Origin of the sequence: Bacteroides sp. A1C1 (assembly GCF_004328515.1) — a bacterium.
Classification (GTDB): domain Bacteria; phylum Bacteroidota; class Bacteroidia; order Bacteroidales; family Bacteroidaceae; genus Bacteroides; species Bacteroides uniformis.
Genome location: NZ_CP036491.1, coordinates 3,006,347 through 3,026,729 on the forward strand (window position 1 = coordinate 3,006,347; position 20,383 = coordinate 3,026,729).

At 48.5% G+C, this 20,383-nt stretch carries 15 protein-coding genes and 1 pseudogene; 12 read left to right on the forward strand and 4 right to left on the reverse strand.

Annotation, left to right across the window (positions count from 1 at the left end):
- Positions 1-3 precede the first annotated feature (3 nt).
- Positions 4-1,314: pseudogene (locus EYA81_RS12120) on the forward strand (HlyD family secretion protein).
- A 5-nt stretch (positions 1,315-1,319) separates the two neighbouring features.
- On the opposite strand, the gene EYA81_RS12125 reads toward EYA81_RS12120, so the two are convergent.
- The 4 genes from EYA81_RS12125 to EYA81_RS12140 form a co-directional block, all read right to left on the reverse strand.
- On the reverse strand, positions 1,320-2,342 hold the full coding sequence (locus EYA81_RS12125) for an AI-2E family transporter (protein ID WP_131225832.1): 1,023 nt from the start codon (positions 2,340-2,342) through the stop codon (positions 1,320-1,322).
- Between the two features lie 76 nt (positions 2,343-2,418).
- Positions 2,419-3,033: an L-threonylcarbamoyladenylate synthase gene (locus tag EYA81_RS12130; RefSeq protein ID WP_022401749.1), complete on the reverse strand. Its 615-nt coding sequence runs from the start codon at positions 3,031-3,033 to the stop codon at positions 2,419-2,421.
- Positions 3,034-3,101: 68 nt separating this feature from the next.
- Positions 3,102-4,844, reverse strand: coding sequence for an ATP-dependent RecD-like DNA helicase (locus EYA81_RS12135; protein WP_009037121.1), 1,743 nt, complete (start codon positions 4,842-4,844; stop codon positions 3,102-3,104).
- 12 nt (positions 4,845-4,856) lie between these two features.
- Positions 4,857-5,657: a Cof-type HAD-IIB family hydrolase gene (locus tag EYA81_RS12140; protein WP_131225834.1), complete on the reverse strand. Its 801-nt coding sequence runs from the start codon at positions 5,655-5,657 to the stop codon at positions 4,857-4,859.
- Between the two features lie 87 nt (positions 5,658-5,744).
- On the opposite strand from EYA81_RS12140, the gene EYA81_RS12145 reads away from it, so the two are divergent.
- The 11 genes from EYA81_RS12145 to EYA81_RS12195 all read left to right on the forward strand — a co-directional run bounded on the left by EYA81_RS12145 (position 5,745) and on the right by EYA81_RS12195 (position 20,373).
- Positions 5,745-6,638 carry a prenyltransferase gene (locus EYA81_RS12145; RefSeq protein ID WP_131225836.1) on the forward strand — a complete coding sequence of 298 codons (894 nt, stop codon included), beginning with the start codon at positions 5,745-5,747 and terminating at the stop codon, positions 6,636-6,638.
- A complete protein-coding gene (locus EYA81_RS12150) occupies positions 6,635-7,249 on the forward strand; it encodes a CPBP family intramembrane glutamic endopeptidase (RefSeq protein ID WP_131225837.1) in 615 nt (204 codons plus the stop codon). Before EYA81_RS12145 ends, EYA81_RS12150 begins: the two co-directional genes overlap by 4 nt.
- 98 nt (positions 7,250-7,347) lie before the next feature.
- The gene (locus tag EYA81_RS12155) at positions 7,348-8,517 is read left to right on the forward strand and encodes a MalY/PatB family protein (protein WP_131225839.1); all 1,170 of its coding nucleotides are present in this window, start codon (positions 7,348-7,350) and stop codon (positions 8,515-8,517) included.
- Between the two features lie 113 nt (positions 8,518-8,630).
- Positions 8,631-10,265, forward strand: a complete 1,635-nt coding sequence (locus tag EYA81_RS12160) for a hypothetical protein (protein ID WP_131225841.1) — start codon at positions 8,631-8,633, stop codon at positions 10,263-10,265.
- 172 nt (positions 10,266-10,437) lie between these two features.
- The gene (locus EYA81_RS12165; protein ID WP_131225843.1) at positions 10,438-12,843 is read left to right on the forward strand and encodes a TonB-dependent receptor domain-containing protein; all 2,406 of its coding nucleotides are present in this window, start codon (positions 10,438-10,440) and stop codon (positions 12,841-12,843) included.
- A gap of 88 nt (positions 12,844-12,931) precedes the next feature.
- Entirely contained in the window at positions 12,932-15,526 is a 2,595-nt protein-coding gene (gene xyl3A / locus EYA81_RS12170; RefSeq protein ID WP_131226434.1) for a xylan 1,4-beta-xylosidase, read from the forward strand.
- A gap of 198 nt (positions 15,527-15,724) precedes the next feature.
- Positions 15,725-16,681 carry an SPFH domain-containing protein gene (locus EYA81_RS12175; protein WP_016272575.1) on the forward strand — a complete coding sequence of 319 codons (957 nt, stop codon included), beginning with the start codon at positions 15,725-15,727 and terminating at the stop codon, positions 16,679-16,681.
- A 12-nt stretch (positions 16,682-16,693) separates the two neighbouring features.
- Positions 16,694-18,052: an alpha/beta fold hydrolase gene (locus tag EYA81_RS12180; protein WP_131225844.1), complete on the forward strand. Its 1,359-nt coding sequence runs from the start codon at positions 16,694-16,696 to the stop codon at positions 18,050-18,052.
- A gap of 66 nt (positions 18,053-18,118) precedes the next feature.
- Complete coding sequence (locus EYA81_RS12185; protein WP_005835322.1) at positions 18,119-18,328, forward strand: hypothetical protein; 210 nt, start codon at positions 18,119-18,121, stop codon at positions 18,326-18,328.
- 135 nt (positions 18,329-18,463) lie between these two features.
- Positions 18,464-18,811, forward strand: coding sequence for a hypothetical protein (locus EYA81_RS12190; RefSeq protein WP_227186378.1), 348 nt, complete (start codon positions 18,464-18,466; stop codon positions 18,809-18,811).
- 179 nt (positions 18,812-18,990) lie between these two features.
- Positions 18,991-20,373, forward strand: a complete 1,383-nt coding sequence (locus tag EYA81_RS12195; RefSeq protein WP_131225846.1) for a hypothetical protein — start codon at positions 18,991-18,993, stop codon at positions 20,371-20,373.
- Positions 20,374-20,383: the final 10 nt, after the last annotated feature.

Below are 20,383 nucleotides of genomic sequence, written 5' to 3' on the forward strand. Positions count from 1 at the left end.
TGAATGGAGGAAGAGAAGATATATAAGGATATAGAACTTCGCAGTGAAGAAGTACAGGAGGTGATGAACCACATTTCTCCTTGGGTGGTGAGGTGTGGGATTACTGTCTTGGCAGTGATTCTGTTGATGGTACTGGTTGGTTGTTGGATATTCAGGTATCCGGACACCTTGGCGGCAGAGGTGACTCTGGCTACGGAAGAGCCCCCCGCCTTTGTGCTGTCACATGCTACGGGGAAGCTGGATACACTTTATGTGAAGAATGGGAGTCTGGTGAGTGCGGATGCGGATTTAGGAGTGATTGGCAATGCTGCGTCTTCTGAAGATGTGCGTTTTCTTAAGGAGAGGATGAAAGCCTGGGAAGCGCAAGATTATGACTGGCGGGAAGGGGTGGAGTTTTTTGCCGGTAGGCGCTGGCAGTTGGGGGAACTGCAATCGGTTTTTGCAGCTTTCATTACTTCACTTACAGAATATGCACGTTTTATGGAGTTGGACTATTACGCTCGGAAACTTCGTTTTCAGGAAAAACAACTGGGTGGACAACGCTCCTATCTTCGGTTGGCAGAGCGGGAGTATGAGTTGATTGATAAGGATATAAAGCTTGTCGAAAGTATGTATACCCGTGATTCTATTCTATATGTGCGTAAGGCTATGATTGCTGCGGAATTTGAGGAGTCTGGAAGCAGATATTTGCAAAGTTTGCGTTCTAAAGAAGAGGTACGTATGAGTTTGCTTCAGGCAGAAATGCAGTTGGTGCAACATGAGGAGAATATGTTGGATATACGTAAGCAAGCATACGATGAGGAACAGAGTCGCCGGACTGATTTAAAGAATGCCATAGAGCAGTTAGCCGCGCAATTGAGTGAATGGGAGCACTCTTATTTATTGAAAAGTCCGGTCAGGGGGAAGGTTACTTTTATGACGGTTTGGAGTCGTAACCAGAATGTGAAAGCCGGTGAAACGGTTTTCACGATTCAGCCATCCGACAGTTCAAGGGTGTTAGGTAAGGCTCTACTTCCTTTGCAGGGTTCGGGTAAGGTACATGTGGGATAGCGGGTGCATATACGTCTGAATAATTATCCTGACCAGGAGTTTGGCTATGTAAAAGGGCAGGTTGCAAGTATCTCTCCTGCTCCAACGGAAGAGGGAATGTATATAGTAGAAATAACTTTGCTTGACGGCATGCAGACCAACTACGGCAAGCAGCTGCCTGTTTCGCGTGAGTTGAAAGGTACGGCAGACATTATCCTTGCTGACAAGAATGTATTGGAAAGGTTGTTGGCTCCGTTGAGGAAAATGGTGGAATATGAAAAATGAAGTACTTATTCCGTCATCTTCCCCCTTGTATCCAAATACCCTCTTTTAAACATATCCACGAACAGAAAGAATAGTGACAAGAGCAGTGGCCCGAAGATGACACCCATGAATCCGAAAAGGGACAAGCCGATTACAACTCCGAAGACAGTGATAAGCGGATGAATGTCTGCCATTTTCTTCTGGATGATGAAGCGTATCAGGTTGTCGAGCTGTGAAATGACTGCACCGCCATAGATGGCCAGCCCGATAGCTTGAACCCAGTTGCCTATCAATGCCATGTAGACAGCTATCGGAAACCATACCAGCGCTGTTCCTACCATTGGGATGATGCTGGCGAAGCAGGTCAGGAAACCGGCGAACAATATGTTGGGAGCACCGAAAATCCAGTAGCCTATCATGGCTACTCCTCCTTGTATGACGGCGAGTAAGGGGATGCCGATGGCATTGGAGCGGACAATCATGTTGATTTCGTGGATGACGTTTTGTGTATTGTCATCGTTGAACGGCAGTAGGTCGTTGACGTACTGTTCCATCTTTTTGCCCCCTATCAGCATGAAGTAGAGTACAAAGACCAGTACGAAGATGTTGACGGCAAAACTGCTGATACCTCCCATGATGGCTTGCCCGATGCGGGGAAGAATTGAAATGACGTATGCCACCGTGTCTTTCCCCAAGATATAGTAGCCGGTTTTGGCTTTAATGATGTTGGCCGCTTCTTCGAAAGGAGCTATAATGGCTTGCGGGTCCAGATTGATGTTTTGAAGATTGACCACAGCCAACCATACCACCAGCCCAAGCGGAACCAGAAAGCAGAGAATGGCCTCTGCTGTAATGAGGGTGGCAGCTATGCTGCGCTTCATTTTCCGCTTGTCGGAAAGATACATCATCTGCTTTCTCACCAGGATATAGATAGTCAAGGCTCCCAGCAGACCGCCCATGAATGGGGCTATTTGTCTGAAAAGAATGATTCCCAGCCCGATAATGATAGCTATCAATGAATATTTCCAGTATTGTTCTTTTGTGCTCATAAAGTTCCTGTATTTCTTAGTAAAGAAACATAAAAGAAGTTGAAAAGGTTTGGAAATTGTGGCCGGAATTCAATATTTATCCTTCGTCCAGCCAGCCTACCCCCTGGCGTATGATTTCCGGCTCCCCATTGGTGCAATCCACTACGGTAGAGCCTTCCGTACCGCCGATACCGCCGTCTATTACCAAATCGACAATATCACCGAATTTCTCGTCAATCAGTTCCGGGTCTGTGCAGTATTCAATGTCCTCATTGTCATCATGCGGCAATGTAGTTGTCATGATGGGAGCATCCAGCAGGCGGGCTATTTCCTGAATGATGGAATTGTCCGGCATACGGATGCCGACCTCCTTACGGTTACGGAATATCTTGGGCAGGCGGGTGGTGCCGTTCAGAATGAAGGTGAAAGCTCCGGGCAGATTACGCTTCATCAACTTGAAGGTGCTGTTGTCCACTTTGGCGTATTCGCTGACCTTGCTCAAGTCGTAGCAGATGATGGAAAGATTGTTCTTCTTGGGGTCGATGTCCTTGAGGCGGCAGATGCGCTCGATGGCGCGCTCCTTCAGTCCGTGGCAGCCGATGGCATACATGGTGTCGGTAGGGTAGATAAGGATACCTCCGTCATTCAGTAGGTCGATCACCTGCTGCAGGTCGGCGGGATTGTTATTTTTTTCATAAAGTTTCAGAAGCATGGCGGAAATGGATTTGAGTTTTATATTACATGCAAAAATAGATAATAATCGGCTTATAAACAAGCGATTCACCTTTTTAGCATCTCTTTCTCCAGTTTCTTTATCTTCTTCCAGGCCTCTTTGAATTTGGGACAGAGGGTGACGGCTTTCTCATAGTTTTTCATGGCTGCCTCCTTCATGTCATGCTTCAGGCATTCGTCACCCATAAGGATGTATTCGCGGGCATACTTTACAAGGGCTTTCTCTTTCTCCAATGCTGCTTGTTTTAGTGCACGGTTTTCCTCTTTCAGACGGTTGATGATGTTCAGCTTCCGGCGGATGAGGCGCTGCACGTTGGGCTTCTCGATGTCGTAGCGGGAATGGATGGCTTTGAAAAACTCATCCAGGAAAGTGCCGAAATCCCCTTTGTCGAAGGCTTTGGCGGCGGCAACGTATTGAACGTCTGCCTGTGCTTGCTTCAAGGCACGGTCGATGGCGGTGCGGTTGTTGAAGCGTTCGGAGAAACTGACAATCTCCGGACGCACGAATACATCGGCACGGCTGATGGGCTTTTTCAGCTGGATGCCTTCCAGCGAGGTGCAGCGGCTGAGGGCTACGTATGCCTGCCCACCGGCAAACACGCCGCCGGTAAAGTCGATGACTACCCGGCTGAAGGTCAGCCCTTGGCTCTTGTGGACGGTGATGGCCCATGCCAGGCGCACGGGATATTGTGTAAAGGTACCCAGCTCTTCCTCTTCAATCTGTTTCTTTTCTTCGTTGTATTTGTAGCGGATGTTTCGCCACGACTCTCGTTTGACGTCACATTCCTTGCCGTCGTCGGTGATGACGTAGAGGGTCTCTTCAATAGGGTCGAAGCCGCTGATGACGCCGATGGTGCCGTTCACCCAGCGGCGGTCGAAGTCATTCTTGATGAAGATGATTTGTGCGCCCGGTTTCAGTACCAGTTCCTGCGAGGTGGGGAGGCTGCTTTCGGGAAAGTCTCCCATGATTTCGCCGTAGAAGGTGACCGGGTCACCGGGAAGTTCCGCCAGTTTCTTGTCGTTGATGTAGTCCACATTATCACGGCGGGTGGCGAGGGTGATGTACATGTCGGCTTCCGATTGCTCTATTTGGGTGCCATAGCGGGTGTTGAGCAGCTGAAGTTCGGTAGAGCCGACGGTATTGTTGCGGATGTGGTCCAGCACATGGATGAACTTGCTGTCCGTTTGCCGGTATACTTTCTGCAGTTCGATGGAGACAAGGTCTATCTGGCCGAACACTCTGGCAGAGAAGAAATAGGGGGTAGGGTAGAATCGGTTCAGTATCTCCCGTTCATCTCCTTTGACGACGGGTTCCAACTGGAACACATCGCCCACCAATAATATCTGTTTGCCACCGAAGGGTTCGCGCAGGTTGCGGGAATAGACGCGCAGGATGCGGTCTACGGCGTCGATGATGTCGGCGCGTACCATGGAAATCTCGTCGATGATGACCAATTCCAGCTCTTCCAGCAGTTTGCGGTGGGGTTTGGTGTATTTGAAAAATTCGTGGATGCGTCCCCGTTGCAGACTGAAGTTCGGGTCGTCGGGCAGCAGGGGGTAGAAGGGCAGTTTGAAGAAGCTGTGCAGGGTACTGCCTCCGGCATTGATGGCGGCTATGCCGGTCGGTGCAAGCACCACGTGCTTTTTCTTTGTATTCGCGCAGATGTACTTCAGGAAGGTCGATTTGCCCGTACCTGCTTTGCCCGTCAGGAATACGGACTGACGGGTATACTGGATGAGGTTCAAGGCGTCTTGAAACTCTTTGTTTTGGGTATCGGGAACGAAGCTCAAAAGATTTCAGATTTATGATGGATTCCCGACTATGCCGAAATATTTCAGGGCGTTGGCGATACCGTCTTCATCAACAGAAGTGGTTGTGTAGTTACTGGCAGCTTTCACGTCGTCATTGGCATTGCCCATGGCTACACCGATACCGGCATGGCGCAACATGCTGATGTCATTTCCTCCGTCGCCGAAGGCCATGGTTTCTTCCAGCTTGATGCCGAAGTGGCGGATAATCTGGTCGATACCGTTCTGCTTGGTGTTTCCTTTGGCTGTCACGTCTACGAAGGCGGGATGCCAGCGGCCCATTTCGCAGTGGGGGACGGCGGGCAGGATGATTGCTTCTTCCTCGGCGTTGATAAAGGGAGTCAGCTGGAAGAAGGCTTTGTCGGCATGGCTGTCGGTATAGGGCTTTGCTTCGATGGGGTCCACTTTCAATTGGTGATGGAAGATTTCCTCCACTACTTCGCCGGGCTGGTTCACGCAGATGTCGTGCTCTCCCACCAGGATGCATGGGATGTTGCGTTCGTGGCAGAAAGCTGTCAAGGCATCCACTTCCGCTGTCGGTATGGGGCTTTTGTAGATAACGGTGTCTTCTACAAAGCAATAGGCGCCGTTCATCGTGATGTAGCCGTCTATCAGATTCCGTTCCTGCAAGGCAGACAAGTTGTTGATGATGACGCGTGGACGTCCGGTAGAAATGAAGATATGTATGCCTTTGGCTTTGGCGGCAGTCAACGCTTCAATAGTGGAAACGGGAATTTCGTGGGTCTTGAAGCTGACCAAGGTTCCGTCGATGTCAAAAAACAGAGCTTTTATCATAAGGGGTTCTTTTATCTTGTGCGCGAAATTACTTAAAAAAGCGAAGATATTTCGTACTTTTGTGCACAAATAAATGATAAATAACAAATGAAGAAACATTCTTTGAAAGATTGGATGATAGCGGTGCGTCCGTGGTCATTCCCCGCCTCTTCGATGCCGGTGGTGGTGACGTTGGCATATCTGTATTGGATGCGGCAGGACATAAACTGGGTGAACGGTATCTGGGCATTGTTGAACATCATTGTGTTTCACGCTGCCGGGAATACCTGGAGTGATTATTTTGACTATAAGCATAAGGTCGATGCAAGGGATACCTTTGGCGCCAAGACACTGACTGATGGGATGTTTACCCCGCGTGAGATATACCGCTTGTCGATGGCATTGCTGGCAGTTGCCCTTGTTGCGGGTATCGGCTTGTTGTGGCGTACCGGCTTGCCGCTGTTGTATATAGGTATAGGCGGTGCAGCTTGCTCGTTGCTTTATCCACCGCTCAAGTATCGTGCGTTGGGCGATGTCGTCATCTTTTTGGCGTATGCCTTGCTGCCGACGTTGGGCACCTGCTATGTGGCTACGGGAGTAGTTGACTGGAATGTCTTGTGGATAGCTCTGCCGGTGGGACTGATTACGGTGGCCATTCTGCATGCCAATAATACACGGGATATGCGTACCGATGCCCGTGCAGAGATTCAGACACTGGCCATGAAGCTGGGAGGAAAGGCGTCGATGTACGTTTATTGTGCCGAAGTCCTTTTTCCTTTTGGTTGGATAGCCGGCTTGATAGCTGTGGGAACTCTTCCTTTATGGACCCTGCTGGTGATGCCGGCACTGGTTCCTGCCATAGGCAATGTACGGGTGGTGTCCCGTTTTCCCAGAAAGGGAGAAAGTGCCATAGCCGGTCTGGATGAGATGACTGCAAAACTCCAGTTGTTGTTCAGTCTGCTGTTCACGTTGTCGTTCGTTGTAGCCGGTTTGCTGTCATGAAGAAGCTGATTTTTACCATTCTGCTGGCTGCCGTGCTGTGGACAGTCATGTTTTCGCCTTGGACGGCTCCTTTCGTGAATTTCTGGTGGATGATGACTGGTTCTGCGCTCACGCTGTCCGTGTTTGCCACCTTGTTCAATCCCGGCTGGTGGCGGGAGGTGAAGTGGAACTTGCCGAATGTCTTGCTGGGAATTGGCATTGCTGTTGCTTTGTGGGGCGTTTTCTGGTTGGGAGACAAGGTGTCATCTTGGATGTTCGATTTTGCCCGTCCGCAGGTGGACTCCATTTATGGGATGAAAGAGGGAGAGTCTCCTTGGCTGTTGGCGGCATTGCTGCTGTTGCTGATAGGGCCGGCGGAAGAGATTTTCTGGCGCGGCTATGTGCAACGCACGCTTTCCAAACGCTGGAATCCGAATGCGGGTTTTGTGGTGGCTACTTTGATTTATGCACTGGTGCATGCCGGTTCCTGTAACTTCATGCTGGTCATGGCTGCTCTGGTGGTGGGAGCGGCATGGGGTGCGCTTTACCGTTTCTTTCCGAACCGCTTTGCCGCTATTATCTTGTCTCATGCAGTGTGGGATGTGGCGGTATTTATATTTTTCCCGATATGATTATTGTTTACAAAAATAAGGCAGCGGTAATGGTTCGTATAAAAACAAGACAAATTGATGCGTTGGATTTGTGAAACTACAAGTAAAAAAGCAAGCATATGACTTACAATTTTGATGAAGTAATAGAGCGCCGTGGTACCGACTCCGTGAAATGGGACGGTGTGAAGAGTGTATGGGGACGCGATGACCTCCTCCCCATGTGGGTGGCGGATATGGATTTCCGCACGCCCCCGTTTGTGATGGAAGCCTTGCGGAAGCGTCTTGAACATGAAGTGCTGGGCTATACGTCTGCGTGTGAGGAATGGTATACTTCCATTTGTAGCTGGCTCAGTCGTCGCCACGGTTGGGACGTCACTCGCGAGATGCTGACTTTTGTACCCGGCATTGTCCGCGGTCAAGCCTTCGCATTGCAATGCTTCACCAATCCCGGCGACCGGGTAATGGTGATGACTCCCGTTTATCATCCCTTCTTCCTGGTGACGCAACGCATGAAGCGCGAAGTGGTTTACTCTCCGCTCGACCTGAAAGACGGACAGTATCAGATTGACTTTGAGCGTTTCCGTAAGGATATACAAGGATGCAAAGTATTGATTCTCTGCAATCCCCATAACCCGGGCGGGCGTGTATGGACGATGGACGAATTACGCCGGATTGCTGATATTTGTATGGAAAACCATACGTTTGTCATCTCCGATGAAATTCATGCCGACTTGACTCTGCCGCCTTACAAACACCATCCTTTTGCTACTGTTTCGGGGGCTGCTGCGCAGAATTCCCTCACCTTCATGGCACCCAGCAAAACATTCAATATGCCGGGATTGGGAAGTTCGTACGCCATTATCCTCAATGAGGACATCCGCCACCGTTTTCAGGAGTTCATGGAAGCGGGCGAGTTCAGCGAAGGGCATATGCTGGCCTATATCGGTGCGGCTGCTGCCTATATGCATGGTGAGGAATGGTTGGAACAGCTGCTGGACTATATAAAGGGTAATATCGATTTCACGGAGAACTACCTGCGCGAGCATATTCCGGGCATCGGCATGATACGTCCGCAGGCTTCTTACCTGATTTATCTGGACTGCCGGGGATTGGGACTGATTCAGGAGAAACTGGTGGGACTATTTGTAGACAAGGCACATCTGGCACTGAATGACGGCACCATGTTCGGTGAACCGGGTAAGGGATTTATGCGGCTGAATGTCGGCTGTCCGCGTTCGGTGCTGGAGCAGGCGCTGAAGCAACTGGAAGCTGCGGTTGCAGGCAGTTGATAACTGCGTTTGACGGATTGAATAAAAATGATTTAGACAGAAGAACATAAGAACAAAAACATAAGAACATAAGGAAAAAAATGTTCTTTTGTCTGAAAACACATCTCCTATATATGAATCGATTACCTTTCCTGGGACTGTTGTTTGCATTGCTGTGCCTCGTTTCCTGTCGGCAGATGAACGATGTACGTCTGCTGCATCTGGCAGAAGAACAAGTAGAAATGAATGTGGACAGTATTTATGCTTTGCTGTCACAGATAGAGAAACCCTCGCAGCTCTCGGGTGAAGAGAGGCTGTTGTATGGGTGGCTGAATGCGTACGTACACTATAAGTGGCGAAACTCGATGACGGAAGATTCCCTGATATTGCCTGCTTCCGATTATTATGCTTTTTGCGACGACACGGCGAAGAACCTGCTCTCCTACCAACTGAAGGCCTGGTATTGGCATTGGCTGAAAAAGCACGGACAGTGTATAGCTGCCATTGACAGTGGCATAGCTCTTGCCAAAGCCTTGCAGGACACCGGAAAAATGGCAGATATGCTGAGTGATAAGGCATATTGGTATGTGTACGTGTGGAAAGATTATAAGAAAGCCATAGAAACTTTCCATGCTGCCATAGCTCTGGACGCAAAGGCCGAGAACTTCTTCTCCATGGGTATTGCCCTGGGGCTGAATAAGAATGATTCTGCACCTTACTACATGGAGCGTAGCATAGAACTGGCTGTGCAAGCAGGAGATACCAGTAAGATAGTGCATTATTTGCGTAACTATGCCCAGATGCAGGCTTACCTTTTTGATGAACCTTCCGGTGCGATAGCTACTATTCGTCGTATGGAGCAGTATGTCGTCGACCCGGTGCAGTTGCGTATGGGAGATCTGGTGAAAGTGGAAGTGTTCTTGAAAGAAGGGCTGCTTGATTCGGCGAAATACTATTTGAATAAGGAGAGGAAACGTGGCGAGGGCCGGAACCGGTTTCTGACGGAAGAGAATATGGTGGCAGTATATAGGGCATTGATAGATTATACACGTCACCGTACGTTTGATGTGCTGGACGTGGCACGTTATAATGATTCTGTAGCCAATGCTCTTGCTGCGTTGCAGAGTACCGTCCGGCGTAAGGATGAGTCGAAGGAGACGCTTTCGCAAGCCAACTTGATTCTGACGGTGGAACGGAAGCAGGCACAGTTGAATTTGTTGCTGGCACTGTTGGTACTGGTGCTTGCAGGTGGCGGTGTGTCCCTTTATGTCCGTAACCGGCGTAACCGGTTGATTGAAGCGGAAGAACGGGCGGAAACACTGACCCGGCTGTTGGAAGATGCGACCAAGAACCAGTCGAAGGAGGAAGACGGACAGTTTTTCCGGAAAATACTGTTGCAGCAATTAGGCATGATACGGCTGGTGGCTAAACAACCTACCTCACAGAATCAGGAGCTGCTTCGCCGCATTTCGGGTATTACCAGCCATGAACTGCCGGTAGAGAGTTTGCTGGTATGGGAGGACTTGTACCCTATCATAGACCGGATGTATGATAACTTCTACACAAAGATGGACAGCCGTTTTGGCGATGTGCTCATTGACAAAGAAAAGCAGCTTTGCTGCCTGCTCTGTGCGGACTTCTCGACGAAGGAGATTAGTGTGGTGACACAACAAAGTATTCCCACCATTTACCAGCGAAAGACGAATATCCGCAAGAAGCTGGGGATGGAGGAGAAAGAGGGCATCGTAGAGTTTATAAAGAGCATATAGACCGGGAAAGGTATAATATAGAGTGTTGTAAGGTTAAAACGTTGATATGTAGTGATTCGTGGTTCGAGGATATAGACTTTTTATTCCTTGGTATAGACTGTTTGAGGCATGTTTTACCCCTATCTTTGTTTCAGCGAAATACAAAGAGTAAAACATTGAAATCAAACGCATAATGAAAGAAAATCTACTGAACAACGTTAGAAAAAAAGTGATGGTATGGATGGCCTTGGCAAGTATGGCCACTTTCCTTTCCGCCCAGACTTACCGGCTTTCCGGTTGTGTGCAGGACGAGAACCGCCAACCGGTAGAGGTGGCGAATGTGCTGCTGAAGCAGGCAAAAGACAGTGCCTATATTACCGGTATGCTGACCGACACGCAAGGTTGTTTTTCCTTTGACCAGCCACTGGGAGAATACTTGTTGCACATTACCCTTATCGGCAGCGAAGACCTCTACGTTCCCGTTGTGCTGCGAGGAAACAAAAACGTTGGCGAATTGACATTGAAATCTTCTTCCGCCTTGCTGGACGAAGTGACCGTTACGGCCGCGCGTCCTGTTATCAAGCGTCTGGTAGATAGGGTAGTATTCGATGCACATAATACCATAGCCTCTGCCGGTGGCAGTGCACTCGACCTTCTGCGTGAAGTGCCCGGTCTGCAGGTTGGACAAAACAGCATTGGTATTATAGGTAAAGGGGGCATCAAGGTTTATATCAACGACCGTGAGACGAAGCTGTCGGGAGATGAACTGATAGATTACCTCCGTTCCTATGACGCCTCCCAGATACTGAAGGTGGAGGTGATTACCACGCCTCCGTCCAAGTACGATGCCGCCGGAAATGCAGGCATCATCAATATTCGCTTGAAGTCACGTCCCAAAGATTACGTGGGTGGTACGGCTTCCGCTTCCTACAGCGCTGGTGAAAAGGACAATTACGGATATGGCGGGGTAAGCCTGAACCTCAGCAAGGGGCGCGTGTCATCCTTTCTCAACGGGGGTACTACGCAGGGCAACTATGAGACGCGTGAGAAGAATTACCGCTATTTTCCGCAGAACACCTGGAACAGCCGTGCCGACTACACCAATTACATGAATAGCTTCTACCTTCAGGGAGGTGTGGATGTATCGTTGGAACGGGACTGGAGTGCAGGTATGCAGGCCATCTATAATCACAGTGCTCCCAAACCGAGCAACGCCCTTTCATGGACGGAAGTTTACGATGCCTCTACTGCCGTACTGGATTCTCTGCTGTACTCCAACAGTGACAAGGATACCGGTTCCGACCGCCTCAATCTGAATTTTCATACCGATAAGGTCTGGGATGACAAAGGCAAGAAAATGACTTGGGATGTGGATTACCTGCGTGACAACCGGGACGAAAATATGGGCTTTCTCTCGAAAACCCTCCTGCCTGACGGTACGGAGATTCCGGGTACAAACTTCGACTACAACTATCTGCAACATCGCAAGGTGGATGTAGTCTCCTCCGCTCTTGATTTCATCCTTCCTTTTGAAAAGTACAAGATAACGGCAGGTGCCAAGGTCTCCTTTACCAACACTCGCAACGGTATCAATTACGATACGTCGGACCCTACGCTGGTGCAGGATGATTATTTCCGTTACAAGGAGCAAATCTATGCCTTATATGCTGATTATAGCCGTGAATATTCCGAACGTTTTTCCATGCAGTTGGGCTTGCGTATGGAGCACACCCGCACTACCGGTATTTCCGAAGCGAAGGATACGGAGGACAAGCACGACTATACGCGCTTGTTCCCTACTGTCTATCTGCTTTATTCGCCTACAGACGGGCATGCGCTGAACTTCAGTTTCTCCAACCGCATCTCCCGTCCGTCGCAGAATATGGTCAATCCTTTTCCGTTCTATCAGAACAAATATACGTATGCCTGCGGACGTGAGGACTTGAAACCCAGCTACACTTACAATGCAGAACTGGGATATACGTTGAAGAACAACTTCAATGTTTCCGCTTATTATTCTTATTCGGACGATGTATTCTTCCAGGTTGTGGACTTGGATGCCGAAACGAATGTGACTTCTTTCCTTTGGGAGAATTTCATGAAGACGCATGCTTTCGGGCTTAACAATTCGTACACTTTCCGTACCAAATGGCTGCAAGCTTACGCCCAGCATGGAGTGAGCTATCGCCGGACTACCTCCAGCGCTGTCACCACCTCTCCCGAGGAGAAAGGATGGGCTTATGACGCCAGTCTGCGCAACACTTTCTTCTTCAATGAAAAGAAGACTCTTCTGGCCACGTTGTCCGGTTCCTATTCTTCCCGTCAGTATCAGGGCATCTATCTGATGAGTCCCACTTACAGCGTCAGTGCAGGTATGCTTTACCGGTTGTTGAACAATAAGCTCAACCTCAGCCTGAATGTCAACAATCTGTTTGTCAGCCATTCCAAATTGGAAACCATGTCCAACGGGCTGAAGATAATTGCAGATAACCAGTTCTCCTTTACCAGTTTCCGTATCGGTGTATCCTATACTTTCGGTGGAGATATACGTAGCAAGGGGCAGCGGAACAGTAACGAGGATATTCAGAGAAGATTATAATAAGAAGTTTATTGCGTGTTGGCAATTGGGAGAAAATATTTATCTTTGTGATACAAGCGATTGTAACAACGATTAATATAAAACCATGATGACACAGAAACTTCTTTACCTATTGCCACTCTTCCTATTGTCGGGATGCGGGCAGGCTACTTACAAGAATGCATCTCTGCCGGCAGAAGAGCGTGCCGGACTTTTGCTGAAGGAACTGACGCTCGAAGAGAAGGTGTCCTTGATGATGGACAGCTCCAAACCGGTGGAACGTCTGGGCATCAAGCCCTATAACTGGTGGAATGAAGCGTTGCATGGAGTGGCGCGTGCCGGGCTGGCCACAGTGTTTCCCCAACCGATTGGTATGGCGGCATCTTTCTCGCCGGAGACTGTATACGAGGTATTTACTGCCGTATCCGATGAGGCCCGTGCCAAGAATGCCTACTATGCATCTCAGGGAAGTCGTGAACGCTATCAAGGATTGACGATGTGGACGCCTACGGTGAACATCTACCGCGACCCCCGTTGGGGAAGGGGTATAGAGACTTATGGGGAAGACCCTTATCTGACCAGCCGTATGGGAGTGATGGTTGTAAAGGGTTTGCAGGGCACGAACGATGGAAAATATGACAAGTTGCATGCTTGTGCCAAGCACTTTGCCGTACACTTCGGTCCGGAGTGGAACCGCCATGAGTTTAATGCGGAAAATATCAAGCCCCGTGATTTGTATGAAACTTATCTTCCTCCTTTCGAAGCTTTGGTGAAAGAAGGAAAAGTGAAGGAGGTGATGTGTGCCTACAACCGCTTTGAGGGTGATCCTTGTTGCGGTAGCGACCGCTTGCTGATGCAGATTCTGCGCGATGAGTGGGGATTTGACGGTATTGTCCTTTCGGACTGTGGAGCTATTGCTGATTTTTACAGAGATAATGGTCATAAGACGCATCCTGATGCGGAGTCCGCTTCGGCGGCTGCGGTGCTGAGTGGAACTGACTTGGAGTGCGGTTCGAGTTACGAGGTCCTGGTAGAAGCGGTGAAGCAGGGAAAGATTGATGAAAAAGCAGTGGATGTAGCAGTCAAACGCCTTTTGACGGCCCGCTTTGCCTTGGGGGAAATGGACGAGCCGGAGAAGGTGTCCTGGACCGGCATTCCTTTTTCTGTGGTGGCTTCTGCTGGACACGACTCTCTGGCGCTCGACATGGCGCGCAAGTCAATGACACTGCTTATGAACAAGGATAATTCCTTGCCGTTGAAGCGTGGAGGTCTGACTATAGCCGTGATGGGTCCGAATGCCAATGATTCTGTGATGCAATGGGGAAATTATAACGGTATGCCTCCGCACACAGTTACCATTCTGGACGGAATTAGAAAAGCTTTGGGGAGTGATGACCGGCTTATTTATGAACAAGGCTGCGGATGGGTGGAGAGAGCTCAGATACAGAGCGTCTTCAACCGTTGCAAGACTGCCGACGGGAAACCCGGATTTACTGCACGTTACTGGAATAACGTGACTCGTGACGGTGAGCCAGTCACTACTGCCCAAGTGACCACTCCTTTCCATTTCTGTACATCCGGTGCCACGGTTTTTGCTCCGGGTGTGAACCTTACCGACTTCTCGGCTACCTACAACAGCGTATTCACTCCCGACCAGTCGGGAGAGGTCGTTTTTGACATCTATGCTTATGGCTCAGGGAGATTGCGGATAAATGGAGAGGAAGTGAGAGGATTCTCTAATCAGCATGGTGGGCAGAAGAGTGCTTATACTTTGCAGGTACAAGCAGGAAAAACGTATGACGTTGAATTGGATTTTGAATATTTCCGTAGCGATGCACAGCTGGACTTTGACCTTGGATTTAAGAATGAAGTGGATGTGAAGAAATCTGTGGAGCGTGTAAAGGATGCTGATGTCGTGGTCTTTGTGGGAGGAGTCTCTCCGAACCTCGAAGGCGAGGAGATGGGCGTTGAGCTTCCCGGATTCAGAGGAGGCGACCGTACGGATATCGAGTTGCCTGCTGTCCAACGGGAACTGATTGCCGCCTTGCACCGTGCCGGCAAAAAGGTGGTGTTGGTGAACTGTTCGGGTTCTCCCATCGGCCTGGAGCCGGAAACCGAGAGGTGTGGAGCTATCCTGCAGGCTTGGTATCCCGGTCAGGCAGGTGGTACGGCTGTAGCCGAAGTATTGTTCGGTGATTACAATCCGGCAGGACGCTTGCCGGTGACCTTCTACCGTAATGTGTCACAGCTTCCGGATTTTGAGGATTATAACATGACGGGGCGGACTTACCGTTATATGACCCAGGAACCGCTTTTCCCCTTCGGTCATGGATTGAGCTATACCTCTTTCAGCTATGGCGCTGTGGTGCTTGGTTCGGATAATATAAAGTCCGGTGAGAAATTGAGATTGAGTGTTCCCGTAACCAATACCGGCAAATGTGACGGTGAAGAGGTTGTGCAGGTCTATTTGAAGAAAAACGATGATTTCGAAGGACCGAGCAAGGCATTGCGTGCTTTCAAGCGGGTACATATCCCGGCAGGAAAGACGGTCGATGTAGAGTTTGATTTGGGTGATAAAGAGTTAGTGTGGTGGAATTCGCAAAGCAATACCATGTGCGTTTCCGAAGGCAGTTATGAACTGATGGTGGGCGGTAGCTCGCAAACTGCTGATTTGCTGCGCCGGTCTTTTGTCATTCAGCCTTGATACATCACTGACAGAGTCAAAAAAAAGTTTTCCGCTTGAGGGTGAGTTATGACCCTCAAGCGGAATTTTTATATACTGGGAATACATGTTCTTAATAATCCTTAATACGATATGTTAACTTCCTTGTTTCTTTGTACTTCTCTAAATTTAATTGATATATTTGTGATATCATTATGATATCAATTAAATTTATAGAATATGGAAACAAAAGAGTGTGGTTTCAGTGGTTTCAAGATGAATGGCTTTCTGGCCTTGTTCCTTCATTTGGTAGTGCTTACGGCGGTGATAATCTTTGGATTTCTCATTTCTGTGCCTACCTTGATCCTTTCGGTGTGTCTGTGCCTGGTATGGTTCATTATGTTTGCCGGCTATATGGAGCTGGAGCCGAACGAGGCGCGTGCTATGGTGTTCTTTGGCAAATACAAGGGAACATTCAAAGAGACCGGTTTTTTCTGGGTAAACCCATTCCTTAATAAGAAGAAGCTTTCGCTTCGTGCACGCAACCTGGATGTGGAGCCGATAAAGGTGAACGATAAGATTGGTAATCCTATTCTCATAGGGCTGGTATTGGTGTGGAAGCTGAAGGACACCTATAAAGCCATGTTTGAGATTGATTCACAAACAATGGCTGCATCCGCTCCGACAGCGGGTAATGCCAACCAGGTGAGCCTTGGCAATGCGGTGGCCAACCGTATGAATGCGTTCGAGAACTTCGTCATGATACAGAGTGATGCCGCTCTTCGTCAGGTTGCCGGTCAGTATGCCTATGATGATAATGAGGCTGATACGGAAGAGTTGACACTTCGTTCGGGCGGTGAGGAAATCAATGAACAGCTGGAGCAGAAACTGAATGAACGCCTGGCCATGGCGGGTATGGAAGTGGTGGAAGCCCGCATCAACTATCTGGCGTATGCGCCCGAAATTGCCGCTGTGATGCTGCGTCGCCAGCAAGCATCTGCCATTATTACGGCACGCGAGAAGATTGTGGAAGGGGCAGTCTCTATGGTAAAAATGGCGCTCCATAAACTTTCTGAAGAAGAAATTGTTGAACTGGACGAAGACAAGAAAGCGGCAATGGTCAGCAATCTGTTGGTAGTGCTTTGTGCGGATGAGGCTGCTCAACCGGTAGTCAATACGGGAACGTTGAACCATTGATAAAGGATACGGATGAAAGAGATGGGGGTTATAGGACGATGGGCTCTTATACTGCTCTTGCTGGGCAATGTATATGGGGGCTTTGCACAAGATGCGAATACTGCGCGCGCGCAGCACATTTATGAATTGTTTGTGGCAGGGCAAGGTGACAGTATCCATGCGGCATTGAACCGGGAGTTGCAGGAGAAACTAGCTCCGGCATTCTTTAATGATTCTTTCCGGCAAGCAGAGAAAATGTTTGGTAAATCCATATCAAAAGGAGAATGGAAGACCGATTCTGTCCAGGGAATTACTATCTATTATTCCGATGTGGAATTTGAACGTTATAATCTCCGCTTTCTAGTGGCTTTTGATGCTGACGGGGCACTGAATACAATCAGGCTGGTCCCTGCTCCTGCTGTTAGCACTGCTCAACCGGTAGCCTATGATGAGACAAAAATGGATGAAAGGGATATTACGCTGGGAGCCGACGGTTACAAGCTTCCCGGAACGTTGACTTTGCCCAAGCGGGCAGTCGGCCCGGATGCATGCAGGGTTCCTTGTGTTATTTTGGTACATGGTTCCGGTCCTCACGACTGTGACGAGACGATAGGTCCCAACAAGCCTTTCCGTGACCTTGCTTGGGGATTGGCGGAACGCGGCATTGCTGTCGTCCGCTATGAAAAACGGACAAAGGTATATGGTGCGGCTTGCGTTCCTGCCGGTCGCGAACTCGATTATGATACTGAGGCCGTGGACGATGCCGTTGCCATAGTGGAGCAGGTAAGGGCTTTGCCCGAGCTGGCTCCTGACAGTGTGTATGTGTTGGGGCACAGCCTGGGAGGTACATTGGCTCCCCGTATTGCCGGGCGTTCGAAAGGTTTGGCAGGTATCATTATCCTTGCCGGGCTGGCAAGACCGCTTGAAGATGCTCTTGAGGAACAGTTTTATTATACCTCTTCTTTGACGGATTCTTCAGTCAATGTAAAGGCTCAACTTGATGAACTGAAACAACAGTTGGCTAATGTCAAAAAGCTTGGTACGGAAGAGTTTGATGAAACGATTTCCTTGCCATTGGGGCAGCCCCGCTCATATTGGCTGTTTGCCAATGCTTACAAACCGGTGGAAGTTGCCGCTAAACTAAAGCTGCCTATATTTGTTCTTCAAGGGGAGAGAGATTATCAGGTGACTATGGAAGACTTCGGTTTATGGCGTTCCGGTTTGTTGCGCTGCAAGAATGCATATTTCAAATCTTATCCGAAATTGAATCACTTGTTGCAGGAAGGCAGCGGCAAGGCGACTCCGTTTGAGTATAGCCATGCTTCGCCCGTCCCAGCATATGTTATGGATGACATTGCCTCCTTCGTGCGGGGCAAGCAGAATACTCTTTGATTGGTACTTGGTTATATCAAAGTAACTTCAATCGTAAATCGTAAATTGTTAAATAGTAAATAAATAGTGGCTAAAAAAGAAACTTCAACCAAAAGCTTTGTCCTCCGTGTGGATGCTGCAACGATGGATGCCATTGAAAAATGGGCAGCCGACGAGTTCCGTAGTACCAATGGACAGCTTCAGTGGATTATCGCTGAAGCATTGCGGAAGAGTGGGCGGATGAAGAAGTCCAAGAATCCTCCTCCGTCTGAAGAGAAAGCAGAGGAGGATTCGTAATAACAGATTCTAAATCGCAGATAGTATGATTAATCTTGGTCCTTATTCCGGCAAGAATTGCCCTAATGTCCGTTTTTAACCCACTGTGATTGACCGTATTCTGGAAGGTACGGCCCTGCTTATCGTGCTCGTTACGTGGATTACATTTACTGGCTGTATACCCAAAGAGAAGGTGCCCTGCTGCCCGCCGTCTGGGTGATGGGTGGCTGTTCCATTTTCTGTTTCCTTTTGATGGGGGGATTGGCGTATCTTCCCGTCCGTTTCATCAATTTCCCTATTCGGGTCACCGAGCGCAATGCGGCTGTTCAATATTTGTTTGCCATACGCCTTACCCGGGTGATGAACATCATTCTGTTGTTAGTGCTTTTGGGCAGTGTTTGGGGCTTGTATTATGCATTCGGCAAACTCCTGCTCCTTGTCTCGTTTGTTTTGTTGGGGGTGGCATTTATAGGGTACTATATACTGGCGTTTAAATATAAGTAGCCTTACAGTCTGTTTAATAGTCCTTTTTACCACTTACCCTCCTTTCTCATCTTTATTTGTTGTTATAAATCTGCCATTACCTACTAATGGTTACTCTTTCTCTTCTTTTCGTAATTTTTAGGTATTGTTCTCCTTTTTAACTACCTCTACCTTTGCCCCAATAAAATTTAAGATAAAAGATGAGAAAATTAACAGGCTTATTCGTTTTATGTTTTCTGCTTTCTGCCAATGCTTTGCAGGCTGCTGAACCTGAAAAAGTTACTTCTGCAGCAGAGAGTACGGAAATTTCAACAGACAAAGAGAAAAAGGAAAAAGTAGCGAATGATGGCGACAACTACAAGAAATTCCGTTTCGGTGGATACGGAGAAATGGTTGCAAGTTTTAAGGATTATGGTATTAACCGTTTCTATGGTGCGCCTGAAGGCAATCCAGACAAACATAGGAATACAATTTCTATACCCCGTTTCGTGTTGGCTCTGGATTACAAGTTCAATTCCAAATGGATACTCGGTGCTGAAATCGAGTTTGAATCCGGTGGTACGGGTACTGCTTATGAACTTGAGAATACGGAAAACGGTGAGTATGAAACGGAGGTGGAAAAGGGTGGCGAAGTGGCTATCGAGCAATTCCACATTACCCGTTTAATTGTTCCACAATTCAACATACGTGCCGGTCACATCATTGTCCCGGTAGGATTGACCAACGCCCATCATGAACCAATCAATTTCTTTGGAACTTATCGGCCAGAAGGAGAGACAACCATCCTTCCTTCTACGTGGCATGAAAACGGACTCGAGTTTTTTGGTTCTTTTGGAAAAGGATATGCCAGCTTTGATTATCAGGCCATGATAGTGGCCGGTCTGAATGCCAATGGTTTTGACCGTAACACCTGGATAGCAAGTGGCAAACAAGGCATCTTTGAAGAAGACAATTTTACTTCACCGGGCTATGTGGCTCGTTTGGACTATAAGGGGGTTCCGGGGTTGCGTATAGGTGCTTCGTTCTATTACTGCGCTGATGCCGGTTCCAATTCTGACAAAGCGGATACTTATTCGTCTACCGGTAAGATTCCGGTAAGAATCTATACGGCAGATGCCCAATACCGTAATAAATATGTGGTTGCCCGTGCCAATATGGTATACGGAAATTTGGGTAATTCAGCGAAGCTTAGTGAGGCAAATACCAAATTGTCGAATAAATCTCCTTACAGCCGTATAACCCCCATTGCAAAGAATGTAGTCAGTTATGCAGCCGAGGCCGGTTTGAATATCAGCGCTTTCTTCAAAGGAAACAGGAAAGTTCCGGTTATCTACTCCTTTGCACGTTATGAATATTATAATCCGCAAGAAAAGGGAGAGGCCAGCCAGATAATGGAGAAACGTTGTCAAGTAAGCATGTGGACTGCTGGATTGAATTGGTATGCCTTGCCTAATCTGGTGGTAAAGGCTGATTACACCACCCGCCAAATCGGAACAAACAAGGTTTTTGGAACTGGTAAGTATAATAGTGAAAATGAGTTTTCGATCGGTATTGCCTATATCGGTTGGTTTGTCAAGAAGTAGATGAATAGTA

Bases quoted from the DNA above. Each gene is read 5' to 3' on its own strand.
- EYA81_RS12125 (WP_131225832.1), bottom strand. From the start codon at position 2,342: ATGAGCACAAAAGAACAATACTGGAAATATTCATTGATAGCTATCATT.
- EYA81_RS12130 (WP_022401749.1), bottom strand. From the start codon at position 3,033: ATGCTTCTGAAACTTTATGAAAAAAATAACAATCCCGCCGACCTGCAG.
- EYA81_RS12140 (WP_131225834.1), bottom strand. From the start codon at position 5,657: ATGATAAAAGCTCTGTTTTTTGACATCGACGGAACCTTGGTCAGCTTC.
- EYA81_RS12145 (WP_131225836.1), top strand. From the start codon at position 5,745: ATGAAGAAACATTCTTTGAAAGATTGGATGATAGCGGTGCGTCCGTGG.
- EYA81_RS12150 (WP_131225837.1), top strand. From the start codon at position 6,635: ATGAAGAAGCTGATTTTTACCATTCTGCTGGCTGCCGTGCTGTGGACA.
- EYA81_RS12155 (WP_131225839.1), top strand. From the start codon at position 7,348: ATGACTTACAATTTTGATGAAGTAATAGAGCGCCGTGGTACCGACTCC.
- EYA81_RS12160 (WP_131225841.1), top strand. From the start codon at position 8,631: ATGAATCGATTACCTTTCCTGGGACTGTTGTTTGCATTGCTGTGCCTC.
- EYA81_RS12165 (WP_131225843.1), top strand. From the start codon at position 10,438: ATGAAAGAAAATCTACTGAACAACGTTAGAAAAAAAGTGATGGTATGG.
- xyl3A (WP_131226434.1), top strand. From the start codon at position 12,932: ATGACACAGAAACTTCTTTACCTATTGCCACTCTTCCTATTGTCGGGA.
- EYA81_RS12175 (WP_016272575.1), top strand. From the start codon at position 15,725: ATGGAAACAAAAGAGTGTGGTTTCAGTGGTTTCAAGATGAATGGCTTT.
- EYA81_RS12180 (WP_131225844.1), top strand. From the start codon at position 16,694: ATGAAAGAGATGGGGGTTATAGGACGATGGGCTCTTATACTGCTCTTG.
- EYA81_RS12195 (WP_131225846.1), top strand. From the start codon at position 18,991: ATGAGAAAATTAACAGGCTTATTCGTTTTATGTTTTCTGCTTTCTGCC.